Source organism: Streptomyces sp. NPDC004721, from assembly GCF_053601495.1.
The window spans coordinates 64,532-89,915 of record NZ_JBSGBZ010000003.1 but is presented as its reverse complement, the minus strand read 5'-3'; the positions used below and the strand labels follow the sequence as shown (position 1 = coordinate 89,915).

Below are 25,384 nucleotides of genomic sequence, written 5' to 3'. Positions count from 1 at the left end.
ACCGCCGATCTCTGGTGCACGAACGTCCTCGCCCTCGCACCCACAACCGTCTTCCGGGGCGTTGTCAGTGGTCGCCGATAGCTTCGATCATGTTCCGCCGAGGTGGCGTGAGCGCCCCCTTTCGCATGCATGGGAGATGGTGCGTTGTCGGTCTGGGAGAAGTCGAGCACGGCACGGGTGGTGCCGTCGGCGCGGCCGCGGAAGCTCGCGAAGGTGCCGTTCGTCGAGTTGACCGACGGGCGGTTGCAGGGTGTGGTGTCCAGCGGGTCGGACATCGGGCGCGTGTACGTGTCCTCGGTCGAGGCGGGGACGTACGCGTTCGCGTGCAGCACCAACAACAACCGCCCCTGCGGCGGGGCCCGCGGCATGTTTTGCAACCACATACGCGCGCTCATCGGTGAGGCCGTGCTGCAGTACGGCGCCGAGCGCGTGGCCCGGTACCTGAAGGTCGAGGTGGACTCGGCGGAGCCGGACGCGCACGCCGTCACCGCCGTCATGACGGCCACGCGCCCCGCGGCGGCCGGTAGTTCGGTCGCGGCCCGGGTGTTCAGCCGGTTCCTGCGGCACCTGGCCTATCTCGAACTCGCGCCGAGTACCGCACCGCTGCCCGAGATGCAGTGGTTCCCGACGACGAGGGCGGTGGCCTGATGCATGCCGATCTGCTCTCCGACGCCGTCGACGGCCTTGACGAGGCTCTCACGGCCGTGGACGGGTTCGACGAGGCCCTCGTCACCGGTCTGCTGCGTCCGCAGCCCGGCCAGGCCGCTGGACTGACCGGGCTCGCGGACGCCGTCGCCGGGACGCCACTGGCCGCGCGGGTGGCCGAGGCCGCTGACAAGACGGCCGCCGGAGCCGCCGGCGAGGACCACTTCGTCGCGCTCGCCGCGGCCCGCACCGCCCTGCTCGGTTCCGTGCACGACGCGCTGACCGCCCGCGTCGAGGAGGCCACCGGTCGGCCGCGGGTCGAGGAAGCCGACACCGAAGCGGCCGGCGACAACGAAGAGGCGGCGAATCTGTACGCCGCGGCGCGCAGTTGGTTGTGCGATCTGGCGCGGGCCGGCTGGCAGGGCATCGACCACGAACTCGTCGACGGGGCCGCGCCGGTCGTCTCCGCGATGCTGCCCGACCCGGCGCTGCGCCGCCTGGCCACGCTGCTCGACGGTTTCGCCGCCGAACTCGCCGCCTCCTGCCCGGGGGCGACGCTGGAGCGCGTGCCCGTGCGCCGCTGGGCCGACCTGTGGTCGCGCGCCCTGCTGCTGACGCTGCCGGGCGCGGCGCGCGCGTCCGCCATGGCCGCGGTGACCGGCCGGCTGCTGCCGCTCGGTGTCGACGTGCAGGAGCACGCCACCGCCGTACAGGCGCAGGTGCACGCGGTGTTCGAGCCCGCGGACGGTGGCACGCCCCGGCTGGTGCGGGCCTCGGTGTCCGCGCCCAAGCCGGACACGGTCGTCGGCGCCGGTCTGTGGCAGCTGCTGCGGCCGCGCATGGCCCTGCTGGGGGCCGTGAGCGAGGGTCGCGCCATGGACCTCGACGCGATGCCCGTCACCGCCGAGGGCGACCTGATATGGGACGACGACCGTGCGTGTATGGGCGAGCCCGCCGAGGTCTTCGCCACCGCCCGGGTGGCCCTGCCCACCGCCGCCGCCTTCGCCGTGTCGCCGCTCGACCGGCACCCGGCCCGGATCGCGGTGCCCGTCCTGCTGGAGGGATACGGCGTGGAGGAAGGCGACGACGGAGTCTTCTTCCAGGTCGCCGGGTATCGCCTGGCCGTCGACACCGATCGCGTCCCGGCCGCCGGTCCGCTCTCGCCCGAGGCCGTCGCCGCGTCCGGCGCGTGTGTCGGGCTGCTGCGCTGGGACGCCGGGGAGTTCCTCCTCCAGCCGCTCGCCGTAGAACGGACCGTACGGAAGAAGACCGTCGCCGTGCACGCGGGGGCCTGGGCCGGAGGTACGACCGACAAGGCCGGGGTGCGGGCCGAGAAGGCCGCCACCGACGCCGTCGGCGTGCTGCGCGAACGTGCCGGAAGGCTGCTGCGGAAATGACCGAGGACATCACCGGAGAGGCTGCCGGCCCCGAGCCCGATCCGTACGACAACCGGCGGCAGGTCCTCTACTGGCGCCTGCTGGCCCGTCTCTTCGACCCGGAGGAGCAGGCCGGCCTGGAGTCGGCGAGTCTCGCCGTGGTCGAGGACATCGGCCTGCCGTCCGCGCTGCTCGATCCCGGTGTGTCGGTCGACTCCGTCGTGCAGCGGCATCCGGAGCTGGCCGCCGAGTTCGACGGGCTGATGGCACCGGTGCCGGACGAGGACGGCGAGCGCGACCGGGCCGCCGAGGTGCGGCGGGCGGCGCTCGCGTCGAAGGTGCTGCTGAACGTCTTCGCCTCCCGCCCCGGCACCGTCACCGCGGAGCAGCTGGCCCGCTGGCAGTCCGACGCCGGCTGGCTGGAGCGGGCCCTGGGCTGCCGGCCCGGCGAACTGCGCGGCGGAGGCGGCGGCACCCACCGCATGAGGGCCGGAGGGGGCGTCAGCCCGACTGGTACCGGCGTCGGCGGCCCCACACCCGACCTCAGCCGGCTGATCCCCGCGATCGGCCCGGAGCTCGGCTCCATCGAGGGCGATCTCGTCAAGCGCATGCACCTGCGCGAGGTGCTGGCCGACCCACAGCTGGCCTCACGGCTGACGCCGAGCATGTCCCTGATCGAGCAGTTGCTGCGCGACAAGAACAACCTCTCCGGCGTCGCCCTGGCCAACGCCAAGGCGCTGATCCGCCGCTACGTCGACGAGGTCACCGAGGTGCTGCGCACCCAGGTGGAGAAGGCCACGGTCGGCGAACTCGACCGGTCCGTCCCGCCCAAGCGCGTGTTCCGCAACCTCGACCTCGACCGCACCATCTGGAAGAACCTCACCAACTGGAGCCCGGAGGAGGAGCGGCTCTACGTCGACCGCCTCTACTACCGGCACACCAGCCGCAAGACGACGCCCCAGCGGCTGATCGTCGTCGTGGACCAGTCGGGTTCCATGGTCGACTCGATGGTCAACTGCACCATCCTGGCCTCCATTTTCGCCGGGCTGCCGAAGGTGGACGTCCACCTGATCGCCTACGACACCCAGGCTCTGGACCTCACTCCCTGGGCGCACGACCCGTTCGAGACACTGCTGCGCACCAAGCTGGGCGGCGGCACCGACGGCACCGTCGCCATGCGGCTCGCGCAGCCGAAGATCGCCGAACCGCGCAACACCGTCGTGGTGTGGATCTCCGACTTCTACGAGTGGCGCCACCAGGAGCTGTTCGACAGCATGGCCGCCATTCACCGCTCTGGAGCGAAGTTCATCCCGGTCGGCTCGGTGACCAGCTCCGGGCGCGGCAGCGTCAACCCGTGGTTCCGGGAGCGTTTCAAGGATCTCGGCACGCCGGTGATCTCTGGCCACATCAAGAAGCTCGTGCACGAACTCAAGACGTTTCTCACCTGATCACCGACCGTACGTCCGCGTCGTTGTGATCACCCCGTGGAAAGGCCCTTCCCTCATGTCCGACCTGCTGCGCGCCCCCGCCGAGATCAAGTACGCCGAGGAGCTCGACTGGCTGGAGTCGATCGACGACGGTCCCAAGCCGTTCTCATGGCGCCTGTCCCCGAAGATGGTCCGCCTGTTCATCCTGGGCTCCGAGCGCTCCGACGGCCTGGACCGGGAGATCTCGCAGAAGTGGTTCGGCGACCGCAGCTTCGTCGAGCGTTCCATCGTCACCCTCGCCTCCGACCGCGGTCTGCTGCTCATCGGCGACCCCGGCACAGGAAAGAGCTGGCTGGCGGAGCTGCTGTCCGCCGCGATCAGCCGCAACTCCACGCTGGTGGTGCAGGGCACGGCGGGCACCACCGAGGACCACATCAAGTACTCGTGGAACGTGTCCATGGTCATCGCCAAGGGCCAGTCGCGGGAGTCGATGATCCCCTCCCCGATCATGACCGCGATGGAGGCCGGCGCCATCGGCCGCTTCGAGGAGCTGACCCGGTCCACGAGCGATGTCCAGGACGCTTTGATCTCGATCCTCTCCGAGAAGTACATCTCCGTTCCCGAACTGGAGAGCGGCGGCAGCGACAACATCGTCTTCGCCAAGCCCGGTTTCTCGATCATCGCCACGGCCAACAGCCGCGACCGGGGCGTCAACGACCTGTCCTCCGCGCTCAAGCGCCGCTTCAACTTCGTCCGCATCCCGGTCGTGACGAACAAGAAGAGCGAGGCGGAGATCGTCCGCTTCCGCACCGAGGAACTGCTGCGCCGGCACTCGATCGACCTCGACGTACCGCCGACCCTGCTCGACGTGCTCCTGCAGAGCTTCGCCGACCTCCGCGCGTCCGCCGCGGCGGCCGGCAGCGACGACGAGAAGCTGGAGTCGGCGCTGTCGACGGCCGAGCAGATCGGCGTGCTGGAGGACGCCGTCCTGCACAGCAACTTCTTCGGCGAACGCGCCCTGACCGCCCGCACTCTGGCCTCCTCGCTCGTCGGCTCCCTCACCCGTCGCGAGCCCGAGGACCTGGCCATCCTCAACAAGTACCTGCACGGTGTCGTCGAGCCGCGCAGCAAGGAGGAGGGCGGCTCCTGGCCCGAGTTCCTGGAGGGCGGCCGCGACGCGATCGCCACGCTGTCATGAGCGGGCCCCAGGAGAGCGGCACGTTCGCCGGGCTGCGCGGGCAACTGCAGGAGGCCGCCGCCACGTTCGCGGGCGGCCCCGACGCCCTGGAGGGCATCCTCCTCGGCATGGTCGACGACGTCGACCGGGCGGTGCGCGAGCCGCTGGAGATCTTCCCCGTCTGCCATCACTCGCCCGCCTCGGCGACCGCCATGGCCCGGCGGCTGCGCGAGAAGCAGCCCAAGGTGGTCTACCTGGAGCTGTGCGAGGACATGGCACCGCTGCTGACCGAGCTGCGCAACTGCCGGCTGCCGGTGGCGGTGCAGGCGTTCGCCGGTGACGTGGAGGGCTTCCCCCGGGACTGGGCTCCGCTGTCGGTCGTCGCGCCGATCACCGAGGCGTCCGCCGAGTACCAGGCCATCGCGTACGCGCTGGACACCCCGGGTGTGGAGCTGGTCCTCGTGGACCGGTCCGCGGACCACGCCTTCCAGTGGGACACCGGCGGCGAGGAGGCGCGGGAGGCCGCGGCGGAGGACACCGATCCTCCGGCCGAGGCCGCGCTGCACGGCGAGGCCGTCGGCGTCGACCTCGGGGACCTCCGGCCGCGCTTCGCGGAGCTGGAGGAGCACCTGCTGCGCCACGGCAGGGTGCGGCACTGGTCGGAGTGGTGGCACCAGTACGTCGAGGTGCCGCTCGGCGACAGCGCCGCCGACCACGACACCTATCGCCAGGTGATGCTCCTCGTCGGCAGCCTGTTCCGGCGCCTCGCTCCGGGCGACGGCGCCCGGGTCCGCGTGGACGAGGACCGCGAACGGTACATGTGGACCCGGATGCGCGAGCATCTGACTGCCACCGGGACCGATCCGGCGGACTGCCTGTACGTGTGCGGGGCGTTCCACGCGGTCAGCCGCGTCGAGGAGTTCGGCGTGCACGGCAGCGCCGACACGTTCACGATCTCCCCGCGCACCGCCACCACCTGGCAGTACGGGCTGATCCCGTCCAGCCACGCGGCGATCGAGGCGCAGTTCGGCCTTGCCGCCGGCTCGGTGTCGATCGCCTCGACGGAGTGGGCGAAGAGCCTGAAGCGCACCCGTGTGCAGCCGTACCGGCTGGCGGGCCAGGCGGGCACGAAGAAGTCCCCGGCGAAGAAGGACCTTGCGACGAAGGCCTCGGCGGCGAAGGTCCGAGGAAGTCAAGCCACCGTTCCAGTACCGGAGTCCGCCGCCGCGGACCGGCTGTCCGGGTTCCTGCGCAGGCCGCCCGTGCTCGACGGCCTGGACGAGGCCGAACTGCTCGGCTGGTCGGTGGACATCGTGCGCGCGGCCCGGCGCAACGGCTATCTCGCCTCCACCGCCGACGCCATCGCGGTGTTCGAGACGTCGGTCCTGCTCGCCGGGATGCGGGACCGGGCCAAGCCCACGCCGTACGACTTCCAGGACGCGGCGGTCACCTGCATCGAGAAGGACGCCGTGCCGGGGCGGCGGGACGTACGACGCCTCGTCGAGATCATGATGGGCGGCGACCGGATCGGCCAGGTCGGCTACGACGCGCTGCCACCGCTCGCCCGCGATGTGCACGACCGGCTGGCGCCGCTCGGACTGAAGCTCCAGCAGCGGGGCGTGCAACGGGCCCTGCTGGACATGGCCTCCCGGCCGGAACTCCAGGCCTGCTCCGACGTCCTGTGGATGCTGCGGCGCCTGATGCCGCACGGCGCGGCCCGGCCGATCATGGGCGAACGGCGGCTCGGTGAGCGTTCGATCCAGGAGTCCTGGGACCTGGCGCTCGGCACCCACCAACGGGCCCTCATCGAGCTCGGTTACGAGGGCGTCAGCATCGAGCAGGTCCTGGAACAGCGACTGCGACGCGACGCCTACGGCCAGCAGGCCACGACCGCGACCGTACTGGCCGCGGTCGAGGACGCCACCCTGTACCTGCGCAGCCGCCGCCTCGCCGACGAACTCGGCACGCACGCGCTGAAGGTGCTCGCCACCGAGCGCAGCGTCGACGGCGCGCCGGAAGTGCTGCGCCGGGTGCGCGGGCTGCTGGCGTACTACCGCACCAGCGAACCGGTGCTGCCGCAGTGGATCGAGTCGTTCGTCAAGACCGGTTACGCCCACTACTGCACGCTGCTGCCGGTGGCGTTCCGGGACGAGGACGCCACGGTCGGGCAGGTCGCGGCGATGCTCGGCTTCCTGTTCAGCATGGAGAACCTCGCGCTGTCACTGGGCTGCGACCGGGCCCAGTTGGAGCTGGCGGTCGCCCAGTCGCATCCCGAGGAGCCGTCGAAAACCGCCCTGTTGTGGGCGGCGCAGGTGCAACTCGGCACGCTGTCCCGGGCCGAGCTGCGGGGCCGGTGCGACGCGCTGCTGGACAATCCGCTGGTGGTGCCCGCCTATCCCCGTTACCTCAGCGGCTTCGTCCATGCACTGGAGCCGGTGCCGGGGTTGGCGGACGTGGTCGTGGAGGCGGTGTCGAACGCGTTCGGGCGGCTGCCCGACGCGGTGCTGCTGCCGTGGCTTCCGCTGCTCATCACCACCTTGCGGTCCGGCGCCGCGGAGCTGGCCCCGCTGCTGATCCGCGAAGCTGGGCGGATCTTCCCGGGGCGGCTGGCGGCCTTGGACGCCTGGATACCACCGTGGCGGACGCCCCCGGTCCCGCCCGCCACCCGCCGGACGCGGTCCGGAGGACACGACCGCCGGGGCGCCGCGCTGCTCCCGGCGCATCCGGCGACCTGCGACGCGGTGGCGGAGCTGCTGGGCTGCACGCAGGGGTGGACACCGGCCGACGCCCCGCCCCCGTCGGGCCTCGGGTTGCTGACCGCGCATCCGGCGACGTGCGACGCGGTGGCGGACCTGCTGGGCTGCGACGGCGCGTGGGCGACGTCCGGCTCTGCGCCTTCGGGCGCCGCACTGACGAGCCGGCATCCAGCCACGGCGAAGGCCTTGGAGTCCCTGCTCACGAGCACATGAGAGCGAGCGCTTACGGCGCCGGCCGAGTCCTGGGCCCACCAGGATCCGGCCGGCCCGGCGTGCCGGTCAGCGGGCGTCCGCGTTGCGACGTCGCGTCGCCTTCCTCGCCGGCCGGTGGATGATGTCGTCGTCGGACTCCTCGCGCGGGACGTAGCAAAAGCCGTCCTCCGCCTCGGAGTCGTAGTCCACGACGACGTTGTCCCTGGTGAGCTTGGCCCGCCAGGACTGCAGCCTTTTCCTGGAGTCCTGGTCAAGGCTCATGCCTGCTCGGGCCCTGGCTTCCACCCGGAGCATCGCCAGCGGATACAGCTGTCGGTGCCGCGCCTCCACGGCCCAGGCCCTCAGCCCGGCCCACGCGGCGGAACATTCTCCCGAGGCCGGCGCGCAGTGAGCGACGGCGGCCAATCTCCATCGCCGGAGCAGCAGGTCCAGCCGTCCGTGCCGGTCGGCGGCAGGGCGGCCGGGCCGTCACTCCGCCGAGCGCGCCCCGCCCGGTGCTTCGCCCAAGCCCGTTTTCCCGCTCCGCGCCGCGCGGAACCGGCGCCGGATGTGTCGGGTCGGTGGCGATTCCGCGTGCTGCGCGTGAACATCGTCGCGCGGCGGGTGTTCTTCGCCACAGCGATGCGCAAAGCAGTGAGGTCGAGGTGTCACCATTTGCCCCGCAGATGTGCAGATTTGCGATGGCCTCGCCATTCAATTCACTGTCACATCAGCTCTGATCAAGGAAAACACTACCTCCTCACAAGCTGCTTTAAGATCGTTAATGATCTGGTTCCCCCATGCCTGCATCCTGACCCCGGATGCTCTTGGCAATCGCGATCACAACCGGCTGCGCGGCTCGCGCGACAGCCACACGTGTGCAGAAAGGTGAACACCATGGCCCTCGGACTGCTCCGCCGTCGGCGTTCTCACAGCGCCTCCGGTGCCGCGCCGGGCCTTTCCATTCCCCTGCCGCCCGGCGCGGGCGCGTTCGGCTGCGAGGTCGTCGACCCCATGGGGCAGCCCATGGGCGGAGCCGAGGTCACGGTGACCGCGCTGGACAGCCACCGCGTCGTGACCCACGGCACCACCGATCCGTACGGCTTCTTCATGGCGGCGCTGCCACCGGGCTCCTACAGTGTGCGGACCGCGGCCGAAGGCCTGTCGCCTGCCCGCGAGACCGTCGAGATAGCCGCCGGCGTGGCCCCTGCCCCAACGCGCATCACGCTGGAGCCCGCCCGTCAGCTGGAACTCCCGCCGCCCGGTACCTGGTTGTTCGACCCGCCGCACACCGCGATCCGGTTCATCGCCAAGCACGTGGGCATGGCCCATGTCCACGGCCGCTTCACCCGCTTCGACGGCGGCATCCGCGTCGCGCAGAACATGGCCGATTCCCAGGTCTCGGTGCGCATCGACGCCTCGAGCATCACCACGGGCAACAAGACCCGTGACAACCACCTGCGTTCCGCCGACTTCCTCGACGTCGCGCGTTACCCGTACATCGACTTCGTCAGCACCCGGTTCGTCTACCGCGGCGGCTCCAAGTGGACGCTGCACGGCTCGCTCACCATGCACGGCACCAGCCGTTCCGTCGGCCTGGACACGACATACCTCGGGACGGTGAACGGCGGTTACGAGCAGGAACTTCGCTGCGCGGCGCTGGCGAAGGCGGAGCTGCACCGCGAGGACTTCACCCTGAACTACCGCTCGATGCTGGCTCGCGGCATCGCGGTCGTCGGACCGACCGTCCAACTGGAGCTGGACGTACAGGCGATGTACCGCACCCCCGACACGCCCACGCCGCCGGAGTAGGCGCGCCTCCGTACGCTCACGCAGCGTACGGGCCTTCCTCCTGGCGTGCGCCCCCGCGCGCCCCTGACGGTGGCCCTCATGAACGTGACCACGCCCCACACATCCACCGTCGCCAGGACATTCGCACAGCAACTGTCCTCCACCCGTCGCGGCGCACGGCTCGCCCGGTTGCTCGCATCGGCGGAGTTGCGGGCCTGGGAGATGTCACCGTCCGTGGTCGAGCGCGCGGAGCAGATCGTGGCGGAGCTCAGCGCCAACGCGGCGCTGCACGGCCGGGTCCAGGGCCGTGACTTCCGCCTGGCGCTCCGCCTGGACCTGGTGGCCGGCCTGCTACGGATCGAGATGACTGACGCGCGTGGGGATCAGCTCCCTTCAGCCCGCACGGACTTCACCATGTCCCCGGACGCGGAATCAGGCCGCGGTCTGATCCTGGTCGCAGCCCTGGCGGACCGCTGGGGCACGGAGCCGTATCCGCCCGGCGGCAAGACGGTATGGGCGGAACTCAAGGCTCGATCCTCGTGAGCGGCTTCCGTCTCCGGTGTGGAGCGGCGGACTGCGCGTCGACACCGCGGCCGGCTGGGACGAGGTTCAGGCCGATGCCGGCTCCCAGCGGTAGTCGCCGGCGACGTCGCGGTAGGGGCGCAGCAGCGACTCAAGCTCCGTACGCACCAGATCGGCGTCGCCCGGCGGCAGGTTCAGTGACGCCCGCCGCATGCGGACACTCCAGGTGGCCGGGTCGGGAAAGATCGACAGCCGCGGCACCAGATCGCGCAGAACCAGTCCCTCGCGGAACGGGGCCAGGCCGGAGAACTCCAGTCGGCAGCCTTCCGGGAAGGAGCGGTCACCGAAGACGACCGGCTCGTCAAGGACCCGCACGGCGCTGGCGACCACGGCCCGGCCGATGACCCGTCCGAGGTCACGGGTCGGGTTCCGGAAGCATCCCCGTGTGGTGTAGAGGAAGATCTCATCGCCCTCTTCCAGCGCTCGGGCCGCCTTGGCCCGACCCGCCGGGAACGCCATCCGCTGCTCGGTCACCACCCAACTCAGGGCGGCCCGGTCTCCGATGATCAGCAGGTGCGTGGACGGCATATCGATCACGATAGCCGGGCGAAGCCGCTCGGTGCCGTGCCTCCCTACAGACCGGCTCGCGCCAACAACACAGGCAGCGCCTGCGGCTTCACCTTCTGCACGGAGCGCACCTGCCCGAGTCCGAGCTCGTCGCGGCCGACGGGGTTGCGGCACAGCGCGTCCGTCGCCTTCGGCAGCAACGTCGCGTCGACCCGGTAGGAGAAGTCCGGTTCGTCGGGATCCTCGTATGGCTCGCCATCCACCTCGGCCACCGCCGCGACCGCCGACTCCGGTTGGCTGAAGAAGAACCAGAGGCGGTCACCCCGGGCCATGCGGTTGCGCCGGCTGAGCCAGAGGTCGAGCTCAGGATCATCGTGCGCGAGACGGCGGATGGTCTCCTTGGTGGAAGGCTCTCCGTCCAGCGTGTCCTTGTTCGGGTTGAGGATGTAGATCCAGTCTTCCACGTTTCCCCCAATCGCCTCGGGACCCGTGCCGTGTGGGTAGAGAGCCCCTTCTTGTCGCCTCATCGTGGCAGCCAAAGGAACCGCCCGGAGACAAATGACCAACCATCAGGCAGCAAGCAGGCCTCATCCGGCATCATGACCGACGTGACAGGCGGGGTGGACGTGCGCACGGCGGCCGAGCAGTTCGTTCGGACGACCGTCTCGGAGGTGGAGTCGACCGCCAAGGAGGAGCGCGAGCGGGTGCTGTCCCAATTTCCGTTGGAGGGTTGGAAGACGCTGCCGCTGGAGCGCTATGCACTCGGGCAGTCCGCGCCCGCCGGATCGGAACCGACGTACTGCAGGCTGTTGGAGTTCCTCACCCCGAACCTGGGCAGCATCAAGGGTGGCAGCGCCGCGAAGCACATCATGTACCGCCACAACTCAGGCGAGTGGCGCCTGGCTGCTCCCCTGCGCAAGGCAGACCCTCAAGACGCATGGGAACAGCTCCGCGGACAGTTCGTCAGCGCGTTCAAGGCAGTGACCGACGGGGATTTCGAAGCGGTGGACGACCTCCCTGTGCTGCGGTTTGGTCCTGCCCTGGTGACCAAGTCGCTGGCTATCTACTTTCCCGAGCACTTCCTGCCCATCTACTCCGCCGAGCACCTGCGAAGGTTCCTCACCCTGCTGGGCGGCACGGTGGAGGCCGACTCCCCGGCCTGGCGCAGCAACCGAAGGCTTCTCGAGCTCATTCGGTCCCGACCGGAGTTCGCGGGCTGGAGCAGCTACGAGGTGATGCACTTCCTCTATCAGGAGTTCGATCCGCGTCCCCGGCAGCGCACCATCTGGAAGATCGCTCCTGGCGAGCGCGGTCGCCACTGGGACGAGTGCCGCGACGGAGGGTTCATCTGCGTGGGCTGGGACGACCTGGGTGACCTCGGCCAATACCAGAGCGACACAGAGCTCAAGGACACCTTCGACAGGCACTATCCCGGCAGTAGCGGCGGCAGCCTGACCACCGCACGAAGGCTACTGGCCTTCCGCGACCTGGAGACCGGCGACCGGATCGTGGCCAACCGGGGGATGGACGAGGTACTGGCCACCGGCACTGTCGCCAGAAGCTACCAGTTCCTCCCCGATCGTCCGGAGTACCAGCACGTCGTCTCGGTGACCTGGGATCTCTCCCATGCCCAAAAGCTGTCCAAGCCCCAGCACGGCTGGCGGTCCACCTTCGCCAAGGTCGATCCGGCACTCTTCGCCAGGTTGACCGCGCAGGGGAGCAGCCCCACCGTGGGCGCCGCCCCGACGCAGTCCGGCACATCGGTCGCCCTACCGGAGGACGTGCAGGCCGTACTCGACGCGCTCGAACGCAAGGGACAGGTCATCCTGCACGGGCCACCCGGTACCGGCAAGACTCGGCTCGCCCTCGGTGCCGCCCTGGCCCTGGCCGGCCGTGGGGACGTGCTCGATGACTCGGAACCGGGGCGTCGTGCCGAGGCTCAGGCCGAAGTACTGCGCAGTGACGGTGTCAGGCTGGTCACCTTCCACCCCTCATACGGGTACGAGGACTTTGTCGAGGGCTTCAAACCGGACCTGAGCGCCCAGGGCCCCGGGCTCACTCTTACCCTTGCGGACGGCCTGTTCCACAAACTGTGCAGCCGGGCCTCAACACATCCGGACCTGACGTTCCTGCTGATCATCAACGAGATCAACCGCGGTGATCTGCCGCGGATCTTCGGTGAGCTGATCACACTCCTCGAGCTCGACAAACGCAACCTCCCCGTTGACTTGCCAGTCAGTAAGCGCAGCTTCTCCGTGCCGCCGAACGTCCGGATCATCGGCACGATGAACACCGCCGACCGGAGTATCAGCCACCTCGACGCCGCGGTGCGCCGCCGCTTCGCCTTCCTGAGCGTCGGCCCGGACCCGGACGCCGTCTCGGGAACGGTCGGCCCGCTCGACCTGGCGGCGTTCTTCGAGTCCCTCAACACCCGTATCACCCGCCACCTGGACGCCGACCACCAGATCGGACACGCCTACCTGCTGCGCGACGGCGAGCCGATCGCCACCGAGGAGGATCTTGCGGCTGCCTTCCACCACGAGGTGATCCCGCTCCTGGAGGACTACTGCCTCGGCCGGGCCGACCTGTTGCACAGCATCCTCGGCGGCCTGGTCGACGCGGACACCGGACGGCCCTTGCTCATGTCCCCGCAGGATCTCGCCGACGCCCTGGCCACCGAGTTCACCAGCGGTACTCAGGGCCCCGATGCCTGACCGGACCGAAGTCCGGCTCGGCGAGTACGAGTCCGTTTCGCTGGGCAGCGAGCAGCTCACCTCCCGAGATGTCGACCGCTTACACGCCCTCCGGGCACGAGGCTGCCTCTCCCTGCACCCGGACCGCGCCGGGTGGCGACTCAAGGCCGACGCCACCGTCGGGGTGGTACTCCTGGACCGTGTCCGGCTGGTGGTCGAGCCGAAGTTCGCCATCCCGGGCAAGCAGCTCATGGCCTGGCTCGCCTACGCTCTCGGCGCGCCCATCCCGACGACGGTCCGGCGGTGGACGACAGCTCCGGACGGCTACGCCGACCTCGTCGCAGCCGCCCTGCTCGACGAGTGCCAGAAGCTCTTGCGAGAAGGGCTGCGCCGTGACTACGTCCGTCGCCAGAGGCTCGAGCCGGTCTTGCGGGGACGTCTGGACGGCGCCGCTCAGGCCACGCGCCGCTACGGGCAACTGGACCAGCTGCACGTGAGGACCTTCGACCGGGAGACGGACGTCTGGGACAACCGTGTCCTGGGAACCGCACTCAAGGCCGCGTTCGCCCTGACCACCCACTCCCAACTGGCACGCGACCTGCACGCCGTCATGGGCGCGTTCCCCCATGCCGCTACCCCGTTCGCCACCCTACGCGCGCTCGACCGAGTTCAGTACACGCGCCTCAACGTCCATTACCGCCCCGCGCACACCTGGGCGCGCCTGCTCCTGCGCGGCGGAGGCGTGACCGACCTGCTCACCGACCAAGGCAGCGCCGCAGGCGGCCTTCTGCTAGCCATGCCCGCGCTTTGGGAAGCCGTGGTCCGACGGATGACCACCGAAGCTGCAGCCCCGCACGGCGGCCACCGCGTGCCCAGCAACGGTGGGGCCGGCATCACCGTACGCGGAGATCTCGGCAGTGCTTCCACGTTCCGCCCGGACCTCTTACTCAGCCTGCCCGGTCCCGACGCGTCCCGTCGCGTGCTACTGCCGATCGACGCCAAGTACAAGCGCTACGACCGCTACGGCGTCAGCGCCGCCGACATCCACCAGCTCCTCACCTACAGCGCCGGGTATGCACCCTCCGACGCGCCGAAAGCGGTAATCGTCCACCCTCGGCCCGATGGACACGGCCGACGCACCCTTGAGGTCGGCGGCCCTCAGGGCGCTTTGGGTGTCATACACGTCCTCGGGATCGACACCCATGCACATCCTCAGCAGGCAACCGAGTGGGTCCGTACCACGCTGGCGTGAGCCACGACGGCCACGACTGGGCGGTGAACCAGCTGGCCCCGCGCCGCTGATCGCCGACATCTCGCGGGCCAGCACGCTGTGGTGTCCGACCAGGAGCGCCAGCGCCACACTGTACACAAATTCGAACCCTCTATAATTCTGAATTCCGTTGACGGCGCTAACAAGCTTCCGCCATGCTCAAAGCGCAAACGCCTTGCCTCATCTGCCGCGCCGGCATCCACGGACGCGCCCTGCACTAGGACCAGAACATGACGAACCACCCTCCCGCCTCCTCTACCGCCCCCGCCTCGTCCTCGGACACACCCGGTTCTCTGCGCGACCACCTCCTCGACCGCTTGGAGCGCTCCGGCCTCGCCCTTGAGGTGCGGACGCTGCTGCGCGAATTACTCCCCGGCGAGCGCGCCCGAAGCAGTGGGGGGCGGATGGGCCCCGTCCATCTGCGATCCATCACCGCGGCCGGCTGGCGCGGTGTCGGGCCGCGGACCACGCTCGAACTGCCGCCGGGCCCCGGCCTGATCGTCATCGCGGGTCCCAACGGCGCCGGCAAGTCGAGCTTCGCGGAGGCCGCGGAGACCGCGCTGACGGGGGTCAACTCCCGGTGGGAGGGGCGGCGGGCCCGCGACTGGCAGGGTGGCTGGCGCAATCTGCACAGCCCCGACGTCACGCCCGAGGTCTGCGTCGAGCTGTCCGTCGGTGAGCGCGGGGAACGCGTCAGGGTGCGGCGGACCTGGTACGGGACCAAGGTCGACGACACCCGGACGCGAGTCCAGACGGAGGACGGATCGGAGCGGAAGCTGGGGGAGGTCGTCGACGCCGAGGCGCTGGAACTGGCCCGTCCGTTCCTGCCATACAGCGAACTTGGGTCAATGATCAACGGCACGCTCGGCGGGCTGCACGATGCCTTCTTCAAGCTGCTCGGGCTCGAGTTGCTCGCCGAGTTCGACAGGCAGGTCAGGGATGTCGTGAGTGAGTGCGACCGGGCCGTCAAGGAGGGGGACGCGCTTACCACGAAGCTGTTGTTAGAGTTGGCCGCGCTCGACGACCCCAGGGCCCGCGAGGCCGCGACGGCGCTGTCCGGGACCAAGCGCGACGTCGGCCGAGTACGGGCGCTGTTGGAGAGTCGTACCCCGGCGGCCGAGAGCGAGCTGGCCCGGCTGCGGCAGTACGCAAGCCTGGCCGGGCCCGACTTGGGTGAGGTCGACGGAGCCGTCGCCCGGCTGAGGAAGGCCGCTGCCGGCGCCGAGGATGCGCGGCAGGGCAGCGCCGAGGACGCCCGTCGTCTGGCCCGGCTGCTGGCGGCGGCGCTGGACCACCGGCGTGCCTCCCAGAGTGCGGACTGTCCGGTCTGCGGCGCGGAGAACCGGCTCGACCGGACGTGGGCCGAGCAGGCGCGGGCCGAAGTGGAGCGGCTGCAAACGGAGGCCGTCGGCGCCGAGGCCGCACGGCAGGCCGTGACGACCTCAGTGCGGGCCGTCCACGATCTCGTACAACCGGTGCCTGTGTGGCTGCGGGGCGAGCCATCGGCCCTCGCCTCGGTCTGGCAGGACTGGGTCGTGTGCCGGGACATAGGCCATCCGCGAGAACTGGCTGATCGTACCGAGAGCGCCGCGTCCCGGCTGGACGACGCCTGCCGGCAGGTGCGGGAGGATGCCAGCCAGCGGCTCGCCGGGCATGACGGCGCGTGGCAGCCGATGGCCGTGCGGCTCGCCGAGTGGCTTGGCGTGGCCGAGGCGGCCGAGATCGCCCGCGAACGCCGCGCGCAAGCACGCAAGGCCCGAGCCTGGCTGCGGCCGATCATCGACGAACTGCGCGACGAGCGGCTGCGGCCGTTCGCCGAGCGGTCCCAGGAGGTGTGGCAGAAGCTGTGCGAGCACAGCAGCGTCACGCTCGGGTCCGTCACGCTCGCGGGCACGCCCGGGCGCGGTCGCGTCGAACTGGACGTCTCCGTGGACGACATGTCGGCACCCGCCTACAGCGTGATGAGCCAGGGCGAGCTGCACTCCCTTGCGCTCTCCCTCTTCCTGCCGCGCGCCACACACGCCGCCAGCCCGTTCGGGTTCCTCGTCATCGACGACCCCGTCCAGTCCATGGACCCCGAGAAGGTGGAGGGGTTTGCCCGGGTCCTCGACGCGTGCGCCCGGGACCGGCAGGTCGTCGTGTTCACCCACGACACCCGGCTCCAGCAGGCCATCGCGCACCTCGGTATCAAGGCGACGGTTCTGCGCGTCAGCCGTCAGACAGACCCGGTGGTGAGGGTGGAGACTTTCACTGACCCGGTGAAGCAGGCCCTGGCGGAGGCCCAGGACATCTCCTGCGACCCCAACCTGCCGCAGGACGTGGCCGATCACGTACTGCCCGCCATGTGCCGGGTGGCCGTGGAGGCCGCCTGCCTGGAGACCGCGCGGCGCAGGCTCCGTGACGAGCAGGGGCTCGGTCTGGGGGACATCGAGACGCGCATCGCGTCCCTGGACCGCACCAAGCGGTATGTGTCTCTCGCTCTGCTCGGCGACGATCGGCCGTCCGCCCGGGACGCCGTGGAACGCGCCAGTCCGGGCGGCTGGGCCCTGATCGAGGCCTTCAACTCCGGCTCGCACGCGCCGCTGCCCTCGGTCGACGACCGCAAGGCCCTGGTCGCCCGGACCAAGGTCCTCGCGGCAGCAATCCGGCGGAGCGCCATCCGTGGTGAGGGAAGCACGGGGGGTGTCCGGTGACCGTTTCCCCGGAGGCCCTCGTCGCAGCCGCCGACCGTCTTCTGCGCCCGCCGGCGGGCACGGTGCACACGCTGGCCCCTGGCCTGCGCGCTCGAGCCTCAGCGGTCCTGCTCCGCATGGCGCTCGACCAAGCCCTGGATGACTACTGGCGGCGGATCACACGATCCATGACGCTGATCGGCAAGCACCGCATGCTGTGCCTGGAGTGGTACGCGGGCTCCGACACCGCCCGCAGGTGCCGCACCACCTGGTCGGGGCTCAGTGCGGCGTGCCACTACCGGACGTACGAACTGCCTCCGGCCCCGGCAGAGATCGTCACCCGGCTGCTGGAGGTCACCACCCTTCTGGCAGCCCTGCGCGCCGAGCCGCACACGACTCCGGCGACGCGGAACGCGGACTCCTGAGGCGCAGCGCCATCTGCCGGATCCGGCATCGAGCTGCCTGCGCCCAACAGGCACCTATTGTTCTTGTTTGAAAGCACCGCGCACGGTTGGGGGGAATGATGACGATGGCCGCTGACGGCACGCCGTACCCGGAGTTCCGGCTGCGACTGCCAGGTGGCGGTCCCGAGGCCCGAGGACGGCTGCTGACCGAGAAGGGGACAAACGGAAGTCAGAAGTTCGTCGTCCTGGCCGGGTCTCCGGGGCGGTCGCACGTAGTGCCATCGTTCCCGGCGCGCATGCCCGCGGCGTACCGATTGAGGCAGCGTCTGATCGACGAAGGGATCCTCACGGAGTCGGCCACCTGGCCCGGATGGCTGGAGACGACACAGGACGTCGAATGTAATTCGCCGTCGGCCGCGGCGGAGATCCTGGTCGGTCGCAGCGCCAACGGATGGCTGGAGTGGAAGACCTCCGACGGTCATCCGCTGTCCGACTTCCTCGACCAGGTGTGGTGGGGACCCAACCGAGCATGGCTCGTGCGTGGTTCGAACGTCTCCGGCCTCGACCTCGTCCGACGGCTGTGGCTGCGAGAGGGACTGGTGACCTTGCAGGCCCGGCACCTGCGGCAGGGTGTCGAGCAGGGCATCAGCAAGGACAGGCTGCGCGCCTCCGTCGAGGAGGACTACGGCTCCACCGCTACGTACAACCAGAAGGTCCAGCTGGTGGAGGAACTGCACATGTTCCTCTCCCGTATGCGGCCCGGCGACATCATGTGCACCATCTCGGCTGGTCGGTTGTACGTCGGCGAGATCACGGGAGACGCCGAGCAGCTCGTCTCCGAAGATGGCCGCTCCGACCTGCGCCGGCCGGTGGACTGGGCGGGCGACGGCCACGCCTACGAGGGCCTGCCGGAGGCGCTCCAGCAGAAGCTCTCGGCACAGCACGACGTGGTGGATCTGACCGCGGTGAAGGATCTCATCGACGGCCTGGGTATAAGTGACGAGGACCTGATCGAGGAGGCGGAGGCCGCCGACCGGGACCCGACCATGGAACATCCCGCGCTGACCGCCCGCCGTGAGCTGGAGCTTCCCGAGCCGACCGGGGAGCTCGCCGCGGAGCTGCTCGTGCACGACACCGGCTGGCTGCGCGAGGTGCGTGATCTGCTGTGGGACGAGCGGCAGTTGGTGCTGTACGGGCCGCCCGGTACCGGCAAGACGTATCTCGCTCTGAAGCTGGCCGAGTTCTTGGGCGGCGGGCCCGAGCAGGTCAAGCTCGTGCAGTTCCATCCGTCGTACGCGTACGAGGACTTCTTCGAGGGCTTCCGTCCTCAGGAGGATTCCCGGACACGGGAAGTCGCCTTCCGGCTCACCGCCGGCCCCCTGCGCGAGCTCGCCGACCTTGCCTCCCGCGAGGGAAACCGGCACATCCCGCACTTCCTGATCATCGACGAGATCAACCGCGCCAACCTGGCGAAGGTCTTCGGTGAGCTGTACTTCCTGCTGGAGTACCGCAACAAGTCGGTGCGGTTGACCTACTCCGGCGACGACTTCGCTCTGCCGCCGAACCTGTTCGTCATCGGCACGATGAACACCGCCGACCGGTCGATCGCCCTCGTCGACGCGGCCATGCGGCGGCGGTTCGCGTTCGTGGAGTTGTCGCCGCGGACCGAGCCGACGAGCGGGCTGCTGCGGCGCTGGCTGGAGCGGGAGGGCAAGGATTCCGAGCCCGCCGATCTGCTCGACGCCCTCAACTCCCGTATCGATGACGCGGACTTCCGCATCGGGCCCTCGTACCTGATGAAGAAGGGTGTCTACCGGGAAGGCGGCCTGGAGCGGACCTGGCGGACGAAGATCCTGCCGCTGCTGGAGGAACACCACTACGGGGAGGCTGTGGACGTCGAGAAACGGTACGGGCTGGCCGCGCTGCGGGAGTCGCTGGGGTGACGCGGGTCGTCGAACTCGTCGAGTACGCGCCCGCCGTCAATCTCGCCCTGCCCGACGCCGTCGGCCGGGCGCTGGCGGCCGGGGACGTCGTCGATGCGGCGCCCGACCCGTACGCGGTCGGCCGCTGGGTGCTGCAGGCGGGCAGCAAGGTCGGGGCGGTCACCGTCACCGGAGCAGGGGTGGACGAGCCGGTCACCGTGCGCGTCACCCCGAAGGTGCCCATCGTCCGGCTCTTCTTCCTACTTGGTTACAGCCTCGACCCCCCCGGCGCGTGGCGCGACGAAGAAGTGGATGTGGCCGAGCACCGGGATCTGCTGCCCGCGCTCGCCCACGCCGTGGAACGGCAGATCGACCGGGCCCTGCGGCAAGGACTCCTGCAGGGATACCGGGCGACCGAGGAGAGCGCCCTGGTCGTTCGCGGGCGGATCCGGGAGGCGGAGCAGGTCCGGCGACGGTTCGGCGCGACGCTGCCGGTGGAGGTGACGTACGACGAGTTCACCACCGACATCGCCGAGAACCGGATCCTGCGCACGGCCGTCGAGCGGCTGCTGCGCCTGCCCGGTGTGCCGCGCGACGTGCGGCGCAGGCTGCTGCACCAGCGGGCCCGGCTCGCCGACGTCACCCCGGTCGTACGGGGGCAGCGGCTGCCGGACTGGCGGCCGACCCGGCTCAACGCCCGGTACCACCGCGCCTTGCACCTCGCCCGTGCCGTCCTCGACGGTTCGTCTCCCGAGCACGCTCCCGGCGAGCTGCGCATCGAGGGGTTCTTGTTCGATATGAACAAGCTCTTCGAGGACTTCGTGACCGTGGCGTTGCGCGAGGCCCTGCGCGGTTCGGGCCACACCGCCCATCTCCAGGACAGCCACCACCTCGACGAGGCCGCCGCCATCCGGATGCGGCCGGACTTCGTGCTGTACGGCCCTGACGGCACCCCCTGTGCCGTCGCGGACGCGAAGTACAAGGCGGAGCGACGTGGCGGTTTCCCGGACGCCGACCTGTACCAGATGCTGGCGTACTGCACCGCCCTAGGCCTGCGCGAAGGGCATCTCATCTACGCGAAGGGCAACGCGTCGCACACTGCCCACCGGGTGCGTCACGCGGGCATCCTGATCCACCAGCACGCCCTCGACCTGGACCAGGAACCGGCGGGGCTGCTCGCCGACGTCGAGGAAGTCGCGCGGCGGATGAGGAATGACTGACGCGGCCCTGACGCGACCTCCTGCTGCGGCTACTACAGCTTCCACTCGCCGGTCTGGTCGGCGAACCCGGAGTTCATGGTGAACTGCACGGTGTCGATCTTGGACGCCTTGGGAACTTCGAAGACGACCCAGCCGAGGCCCTTGGCGCCGGGCTTGAGTTTCAGGCTGGAGGCCATGGACGGCCCGGCCGTGATGTCCGCGAAGGTGGAGTCGAACTGCTGCCCCTTGCTGTCGGCGACCTGGGCACCGTTGGACGGGCTGTCGCTGTAGACCGCCTGACCAGTGTTGACGAGCTGGAACTGCACGCCGACGAACCGCTTGCCCGAGCCGGGCTCGGTGAACTCGTCGGCCGGCTTGCCCGGGTCGGCGACCTTGACGACGGTGACGTCGAGTCGGCTGCCGTCCTCGTAACCCTTCAGGGTGAGGGTGTCGCCGACCTTGGCGACCTCAGGAGCGGCGGACTTCTCCTTCTTGGCGTCCTTGCCGTTGTCGGCCTTGGCGGCGGCGTGCTCCTTCGGCTTGTCGACGACAGTGGTGCCGGAGCCGCAGGCCGTGACGGTGAGCGCGCCGATGGTGGCGACAACGACGGCGGCGATTCTGGTACGGGCGTGCATGGTCCCCCCAAGGGCACTGCTGTGTTGGTCACTACGTACCCCCGCAGGCTGTCCGAGCCGGGAGGCTCACGGAGGACCGTACGAGCCTTCCGTTGATGATGTCAACAGGTCGCTAGTTCGAGAGACTTGTTGACGTGAGGAGTAGTCATACCGCTGGTGAACACCTCATGCGTATGATCGGCTCCGGATCGTCCGTCCAGGGTGGGGAGTGCGCGTCGTGCCGCAGCTTGCGTTTGCCAACAGCTTCTGGGAGAGCTACGACGTGCTCGAGAAGCCCGTGAAGGCCGGCGTGCGCAAGGCGATGCAGAAGTTCCAGCAGCTCACCGTGCCGGAGCTGCACCAGGACAAGGGACTGCACCTTGAGTCCGTCGAGAAGGCCGCCGACCGGCGTATGCGGACCATCCGCATCAACGACTTCTGGAGGGGTGTCGTCCTTGCCCCGGACGACGGCAGTGATGTTTTCCTGCTCGTCAACGTCGTACGGCACGACGACGCCTACACCTGGGCGGCCAAGCGGCTGTACACGACGAACTCCGCGACGAGGGCCCTGGAGGTCCGCAACGTCCAGGCGATCGAGCAGTTGACTCCTCAGCTGGAGAAGGCGGCGGCCGCATCCGGCTCGCTGCTGTTCGCCAAGTACTCGGACACCGTGCTGCGTGAGCTCGGTGTCGACGAGCAGGTGCTTCGGGCGGTGCGCACGATCATCGACAGGCCGCAACTTGAGGCGTTCGGCACGCTGCTGCCGGAGGACCAGTTCGAGGTGCTGCAGTACCTTGCAGAAGGGTTTTCGCCGGAGGACGTGTACCGGGACGTGGTCGCCGTGCGTCGTCCCGTGGACGCGGGCCCCGATCCGGACGAGAGCCTCGCCGTGGCCATCGCCAACACCATCAGCCGCATCACGCTCGTCAGCGGCCCGGAGGAACTCACCGACATCCTGGAGAAGCCCTTCGCGGCCTGGCGGGTCTTCCTGCATCCCTCGCAGCGCCGGGTCGCCTACAGGGTGTCGTACGGCGGGCCGGTCCAGGTCACCGGCGGGCCCGGTACCGGCAAGACCGTCGCGGCGTTGCACCGCGTCAAGCATCTACTGACCCGCTCCCCCGACACCCGGCTCCTGCTCACCACGTACACCAACGCGCTGGCCGCCTCGCTGCGCGAAAACCTCGCCCTTCTCCTGGACGGTGACGAGTCGCTGCTCGAGCGCGTCGAGGTGACGACGGTCAACGCCTACGCTCACGGCGTGGTCACCCGCCTCGACGGCAAGGCCCCCTCCCCCGTCGGCGACCGGGACGAACGGCAGCTGTGGCAGCGTGTGGTCAAGAAGCTGGGACTGCCGTGGACGGAGCAGTTCCTGGCTCAGGAGTACCGGCATGTGGTCCTGGCCCAGGACCTGCGCAGCCTCGACGCCTACCGCACGGCCTCCCGTCGGGGCCGCGGCAGCGCGCTGTCGCAGTCGAAGCGCGACCAACTGTGGCCCGCGGTGGAACTGTTCGAGCAGATGCTGCGTGACCAAAGGATCACGACCTACCTCAAGGTATGCGCTCGCGCCGCCGACCTCTTGGCCGCCTCTGCGCCGACGCACGACCACGTCGTGGTCGACGAGGCGCAGGACCTGCACCCGGTGCAGTGGCGCGTGCTGCGTGCCGCGGTGGCGCCCGGCAACGACGACCTGTTCGTCACGGGCGATCCGCACCAGCGGATCTACGACTCCCGGGTCTCTCTGGGGTCGCTGGGTATCTCGGTCACCGGCCGCACCCACCGGCTGCGCATCAACTACCGCAGTACGGAGGAGATCCTCGACTGGTCGACGGGCATCCTCAGCCCGGTGACGGTCGACGACCTGGGCGGCGAGGGGGCCGACACCCTGGCCGGCTACCGCTCCCTGCTGCACGGCCGCAGGCCGCAGGCGGACGGGTACGGGTCCGAGCAGGCTGAGGTGACCGCGCTCGTGGAACGGGTGGAGGCGTGGATCGCGCAGGGCATACGTCCCTCCGAGATCGGCGTGTGCGCCCGCTTCAACGTGCTGCTCGACAAGGCCTATGACAAGTTGACCGCGGCCGGGGTGCCGGTGGTCCGGGTCAAGGACAATCCGGGGCCGGGCGTGGACGGGGTGCGGCTGGCCACCATGCATGCCATGAAGGGTCTGGAGTTCCGCTGCGTGGCCGTCCTAGGGGCGACGGCGAGTGCGGTGCCGTTCGCGCGGGAGGTGACGTCAGCCGACGTGGACGCGCTGCAGCACGACTCCGATCTGCTGCGGGAGCGGTGCCTGCTGTTCGTGGCCTGCACCCGGGCACGGGAGGCGCTGACGGTGACGTGGAGCGGGGCCGTGAGCCCGTTCATACCGATGCGCTGAGGGCTGCTCAGCTCCCTGGTTCCAAGGCACCGCCGGCGAGGCCGTCACGGGCCAGCGCGGCGGCGTCGCGACTCAGTTCGGCGACTCTTCTCGCCCGTTCCTCGAACTCCTGCAGGGCACGGAACGCCGCCCCGTATCGGCGCTGCTCGGCGATGTCCATCTGGGGAACGCGGGCGCCCTTGCCGTCGAGGCGGAACGTTCCGCTGGCGCTGGTGGACCGACGGGTATTGGCCGCGCTGCGCAGGAATCCCTGCAGAAAGTCGGTGTCGAGCTGGTCGCTGATCGACACCGGCTCGGTGTCGCCGTACTCGACGAGACCGGCTCGGGCGAGGTCGGCGACACTGACGGAGGGGCCGTCAGGTGCGCTCAGGCGTCCGCCTGTGTCCAGAGCCGGAAGAAGTTCGGCGAGTACGCGGACCTGTTCCGCCAGCTCACGCCGGAGCTGCTGGTATTCGGACATGTAGTCGCGGTGGGACTCCTGCACATAGCGGCCTGGAGTGAGATCCACGACGTCGTCGAGCAGTTCGATGAGTGAAACGTCGACCGTCTGGTCCGACTGTGCGTCCAAGGGGCCGTCCGGATCGTTCCCGGTCAGGTCCACCATACGGACACTGGTGGCCGCTTCACCGAGGGAGCGCGGGCGGCGCAGCTGCCAGATGTGCACCGGCAGAGCGTGCGAGACGGCTGAACCGGGTGGCAGAGCAGTGACCTGGGCGAGGATGCCGCGGCGTACGAGTTCGGCACGGATACGGCGTCCGGCCTTGCGGTAGGCGACCGACGCAGGCATGACCATGATGACCCGGCCGCCCGGGACGGTGTGCGCGTACGCGTGCTGCAACCAGGCCAGTTCGCCTTCCGCCCGGGACGGGGTGCCGAGTTCCCACCGTGGGTCGAGAAGGAGCTCTTCACGCCCCCAGTCGGTGTCTCCTACCGGAGGATCGCAGACGATCAGATCGGCTTTGAGGTCACCCCACCGGTCGTCGCGGAGGGAGTCCCCCGTGGCGATGTCGGCACCCACCCGTCCGGTGAGGTCGGCGCGCAATTGCGCGAAGCGGGCGCTGCGGGCATCCGCCTCCTGTCCGATCCGCCGCGGTCCCTGTTCGGGCCCGACAGAGAGCAGCAGGGTGCCGATGCCGCAGGCCGGATCAAGAATGGTCGCGTCGTCCGCTACTGCGCCGGCCAGGTGTCGGACGGCGCGGACAATGCGTGGAGAGGTGACCTGGTCCGATCCAGCTCGGCGCACGGAGTCGGTGAAGCGCTCGGCCAGGGCGTCCACCACCTCACCGGGCGAGCCGCTGTCGGCCAGGCGTCGGGCCACAGTGACGGCATCCTTCGGAAGCGCTTCCGGTCTCTTCGTCCGGACACCGGCGAGTGTCGTGGCGACATCGGCGAGCGCGGCAACCATGTCGTCGCCGTATGCTCCGCGCAGCAGCTGCCAGAGTTGCACGTCCTCCGAGAGGTCCTGGCCCTTGCGCTGCTTGTCCAGCCAGGTCTTGACCTCGCCAAGATCGAAGAGTGGACTGTTGACGCTTCCGCCCGTCGACGCGGGAAAGTCGTCGTACCGCCGACGCCAGTTGGAGACCGCTGCCCGGGTGACGCCCGCGAGCCGCGCGATCTCGGAGCCGGTAACGAGAGGACCGGCTGGTGGGGCGGCGTTGTCCGTCATGCGGCCACCGTACACGGCGCCCGTTTTCGCATCAACGGAAAATTGGTTGACGCGGTACACATAGGGCGAAGATGTCCTCATGTGTACTTCAGCCCCCCTCCCTGGCGGGGCTGTCGTACG

General features: G+C 69.7%; 19 protein-coding genes. 14 read left to right on the top strand and 5 right to left on the bottom strand.

Annotated features, from left to right (window positions below):
- Nucleotides 1–129 precede the first annotated feature (129 nt).
- From ACWEK3_RS03535 to ACWEK3_RS03515, 5 genes are read left to right on the top strand one after another with little or no spacing between them, the layout of a single operon-like run.
- Entirely contained in the window at nucleotides 130–648 is a 519-nt protein-coding gene (locus ACWEK3_RS03535; RefSeq protein ID WP_453248812.1) for a hypothetical protein, read from the top strand.
- On the top strand, nucleotides 648–2,042 hold the full coding sequence (locus ACWEK3_RS03530; protein ID WP_450538417.1) for a hypothetical protein: 1,395 nt from the start codon (nucleotides 648–650) through the stop codon (nucleotides 2,040–2,042). The genes ACWEK3_RS03535 and ACWEK3_RS03530 overlap by 1 nt, the downstream gene beginning before the upstream one ends.
- Nucleotides 2,039–3,469 (top strand): vWA domain-containing protein, encoded by a 1,431-nt coding sequence (locus tag ACWEK3_RS03525; protein ID WP_453248811.1) that lies wholly within the window; start codon nucleotides 2,039–2,041, stop codon nucleotides 3,467–3,469. The genes ACWEK3_RS03530 and ACWEK3_RS03525 overlap by 4 nt, the downstream gene beginning before the upstream one ends.
- A 55-nt stretch (nucleotides 3,470–3,524) precedes the next feature.
- Nucleotides 3,525–4,646 (top strand): ATP-binding protein, encoded by a 1,122-nt coding sequence (locus ACWEK3_RS03520; RefSeq protein WP_384185419.1) that lies wholly within the window; start codon nucleotides 3,525–3,527, stop codon nucleotides 4,644–4,646.
- A complete protein-coding gene (locus tag ACWEK3_RS03515; RefSeq protein WP_453248810.1) occupies nucleotides 4,643–7,594 on the top strand; it encodes a hypothetical protein in 2,952 nt (983 codons plus the stop codon). Before ACWEK3_RS03520 ends, ACWEK3_RS03515 begins: the two co-directional genes overlap by 4 nt.
- Before the next feature lie 66 nt (nucleotides 7,595–7,660).
- On the opposite strand, the gene ACWEK3_RS03510 is transcribed toward ACWEK3_RS03515, so the two are convergent.
- Nucleotides 7,661–7,855 (bottom strand): hypothetical protein, encoded by a 195-nt coding sequence (locus ACWEK3_RS03510; RefSeq protein ID WP_453248809.1) that lies wholly within the window; start codon nucleotides 7,853–7,855, stop codon nucleotides 7,661–7,663.
- 615 nt (nucleotides 7,856–8,470) lie between these two features.
- Between ACWEK3_RS03510 and ACWEK3_RS03505 the strand changes: the two genes are divergently transcribed.
- Nucleotides 8,471–9,385, top strand: coding sequence for a YceI family protein (locus tag ACWEK3_RS03505; RefSeq protein WP_450538412.1), 915 nt, complete (start codon nucleotides 8,471–8,473; stop codon nucleotides 9,383–9,385).
- A 78-nt stretch (nucleotides 9,386–9,463) separates the two neighbouring features.
- Entirely contained in the window at nucleotides 9,464–9,907 is a 444-nt protein-coding gene (locus ACWEK3_RS03500) for an ATP-binding protein (protein WP_453248808.1), read from the top strand.
- Nucleotides 9,908–9,973: 66 nt separating this feature from the next.
- On the opposite strand, the gene ACWEK3_RS03495 is transcribed toward ACWEK3_RS03500, so the two are convergent.
- Together ACWEK3_RS03495 and ACWEK3_RS03490 are read right to left on the bottom strand one after the other, a co-directional pair.
- The gene (locus ACWEK3_RS03495) at nucleotides 9,974–10,474 is read right to left on the bottom strand and encodes a hypothetical protein (protein WP_453248807.1); all 501 of its coding nucleotides are present in this window, start codon (nucleotides 10,472–10,474) and stop codon (nucleotides 9,974–9,976) included.
- Nucleotides 10,475–10,518: 44 nt separating this feature from the next.
- A complete protein-coding gene (locus ACWEK3_RS03490) occupies nucleotides 10,519–10,917 on the bottom strand; it encodes an EVE domain-containing protein (RefSeq protein ID WP_450538406.1) in 399 nt (132 codons plus the stop codon).
- Between the two features lie 135 nt (nucleotides 10,918–11,052).
- Between ACWEK3_RS03490 and ACWEK3_RS03485 the strand changes: the two genes are divergently transcribed.
- The 6 genes from ACWEK3_RS03485 to ACWEK3_RS03460 all read left to right on the top strand — a co-directional run bounded on the left by ACWEK3_RS03485 (nucleotide 11,053) and on the right by ACWEK3_RS03460 (nucleotide 20,634).
- The gene (locus ACWEK3_RS03485; protein ID WP_453248806.1) at nucleotides 11,053–13,167 is read left to right on the top strand and encodes an AAA family ATPase; all 2,115 of its coding nucleotides are present in this window, start codon (nucleotides 11,053–11,055) and stop codon (nucleotides 13,165–13,167) included.
- A complete protein-coding gene (locus tag ACWEK3_RS03480; protein WP_450538401.1) occupies nucleotides 13,160–14,398 on the top strand; it encodes an McrC family protein in 1,239 nt (412 codons plus the stop codon). Before ACWEK3_RS03485 ends, ACWEK3_RS03480 begins: the two co-directional genes overlap by 8 nt.
- 248 nt (nucleotides 14,399–14,646) lie before the next feature.
- Nucleotides 14,647–17,109: an AAA family ATPase gene (locus ACWEK3_RS03475; protein WP_453248805.1), complete on the top strand. Its 2,463-nt coding sequence runs from the start codon at nucleotides 14,647–14,649 to the stop codon at nucleotides 17,107–17,109.
- Nucleotides 17,106–17,513 (top strand): hypothetical protein, encoded by a 408-nt coding sequence (locus ACWEK3_RS03470; RefSeq protein WP_450538398.1) that lies wholly within the window; start codon nucleotides 17,106–17,108, stop codon nucleotides 17,511–17,513. The genes ACWEK3_RS03475 and ACWEK3_RS03470 overlap by 4 nt, the downstream gene beginning before the upstream one ends.
- Nucleotides 17,514–17,617: 104 nt before the next feature.
- Entirely contained in the window at nucleotides 17,618–19,435 is a 1,818-nt protein-coding gene (locus tag ACWEK3_RS03465; protein ID WP_453248804.1) for a DUF4357 domain-containing protein, read from the top strand.
- Nucleotides 19,432–20,634 (top strand): McrC family protein, encoded by a 1,203-nt coding sequence (locus ACWEK3_RS03460; protein WP_453248803.1) that lies wholly within the window; start codon nucleotides 19,432–19,434, stop codon nucleotides 20,632–20,634. The genes ACWEK3_RS03465 and ACWEK3_RS03460 overlap by 4 nt, the downstream gene beginning before the upstream one ends.
- A 32-nt stretch (nucleotides 20,635–20,666) precedes the next feature.
- On the opposite strand, the gene ACWEK3_RS03455 is transcribed toward ACWEK3_RS03460, so the two are convergent.
- A complete protein-coding gene (locus tag ACWEK3_RS03455; protein ID WP_450538392.1) occupies nucleotides 20,667–21,248 on the bottom strand; it encodes a DUF4352 domain-containing protein in 582 nt (193 codons plus the stop codon).
- 217 nt (nucleotides 21,249–21,465) lie between these two features.
- On the opposite strand from ACWEK3_RS03455, the gene ACWEK3_RS03450 reads away from it, so the two are divergent.
- Nucleotides 21,466–23,598: a UvrD-helicase domain-containing protein gene (locus ACWEK3_RS03450; RefSeq protein WP_450538390.1), complete on the top strand. Its 2,133-nt coding sequence runs from the start codon at nucleotides 21,466–21,468 to the stop codon at nucleotides 23,596–23,598.
- A 7-nt stretch (nucleotides 23,599–23,605) separates the two neighbouring features.
- Here the strand turns inward: ACWEK3_RS03450 and ACWEK3_RS03445 are convergent, their stop codons facing one another.
- The gene (locus tag ACWEK3_RS03445) at nucleotides 23,606–25,264 is read right to left on the bottom strand and encodes an HsdM family class I SAM-dependent methyltransferase (RefSeq protein ID WP_450538388.1); all 1,659 of its coding nucleotides are present in this window, start codon (nucleotides 25,262–25,264) and stop codon (nucleotides 23,606–23,608) included.
- Between the last annotated feature and the right edge of the window lie 120 nt (nucleotides 25,265–25,384).

What these genes read in the sequence shown, in the direction of transcription:
- ACWEK3_RS03535 (WP_453248812.1), top strand. Translation starts at nt 130, where the DNA reads ATGGGAGATGGTGCGTTGTCGGTCTGGGAGAAGTCGAGCACGGCACGG.
- ACWEK3_RS03530 (WP_450538417.1), top strand. Translation starts at nt 648, where the DNA reads ATGCATGCCGATCTGCTCTCCGACGCCGTCGACGGCCTTGACGAGGCT.
- ACWEK3_RS03525 (WP_453248811.1), top strand. Translation starts at nt 2,039, where the DNA reads ATGACCGAGGACATCACCGGAGAGGCTGCCGGCCCCGAGCCCGATCCG.
- ACWEK3_RS03520 (WP_384185419.1), top strand. Translation starts at nt 3,525, where the DNA reads ATGTCCGACCTGCTGCGCGCCCCCGCCGAGATCAAGTACGCCGAGGAG.
- ACWEK3_RS03515 (WP_453248810.1), top strand. Translation starts at nt 4,643, where the DNA reads ATGAGCGGGCCCCAGGAGAGCGGCACGTTCGCCGGGCTGCGCGGGCAA.
- ACWEK3_RS03510 (WP_453248809.1), bottom strand. Translation starts at nt 7,855, where the DNA reads ATGAGCCTTGACCAGGACTCCAGGAAAAGGCTGCAGTCCTGGCGGGCC.
- ACWEK3_RS03505 (WP_450538412.1), top strand. Translation starts at nt 8,471, where the DNA reads ATGGCCCTCGGACTGCTCCGCCGTCGGCGTTCTCACAGCGCCTCCGGT.
- ACWEK3_RS03500 (WP_453248808.1), top strand. Translation starts at nt 9,464, where the DNA reads ATGAACGTGACCACGCCCCACACATCCACCGTCGCCAGGACATTCGCA.
- ACWEK3_RS03495 (WP_453248807.1), bottom strand. Translation starts at nt 10,474, where the DNA reads ATGCCGTCCACGCACCTGCTGATCATCGGAGACCGGGCCGCCCTGAGT.
- ACWEK3_RS03485 (WP_453248806.1), top strand. Translation starts at nt 11,053, where the DNA reads ATGACCGACGTGACAGGCGGGGTGGACGTGCGCACGGCGGCCGAGCAG.
- ACWEK3_RS03480 (WP_450538401.1), top strand. Translation starts at nt 13,160, where the DNA reads ATGCCTGACCGGACCGAAGTCCGGCTCGGCGAGTACGAGTCCGTTTCG.
- ACWEK3_RS03475 (WP_453248805.1), top strand. Translation starts at nt 14,647, where the DNA reads ATGACGAACCACCCTCCCGCCTCCTCTACCGCCCCCGCCTCGTCCTCG.
- ACWEK3_RS03465 (WP_453248804.1), top strand. Translation starts at nt 17,618, where the DNA reads ATGGCCGCTGACGGCACGCCGTACCCGGAGTTCCGGCTGCGACTGCCA.
- ACWEK3_RS03455 (WP_450538392.1), bottom strand. Translation starts at nt 21,248, where the DNA reads ATGCACGCCCGTACCAGAATCGCCGCCGTCGTTGTCGCCACCATCGGC.
- ACWEK3_RS03445 (WP_450538388.1), bottom strand. Translation starts at nt 25,264, where the DNA reads ATGACGGACAACGCCGCCCCACCAGCCGGTCCTCTCGTTACCGGCTCC.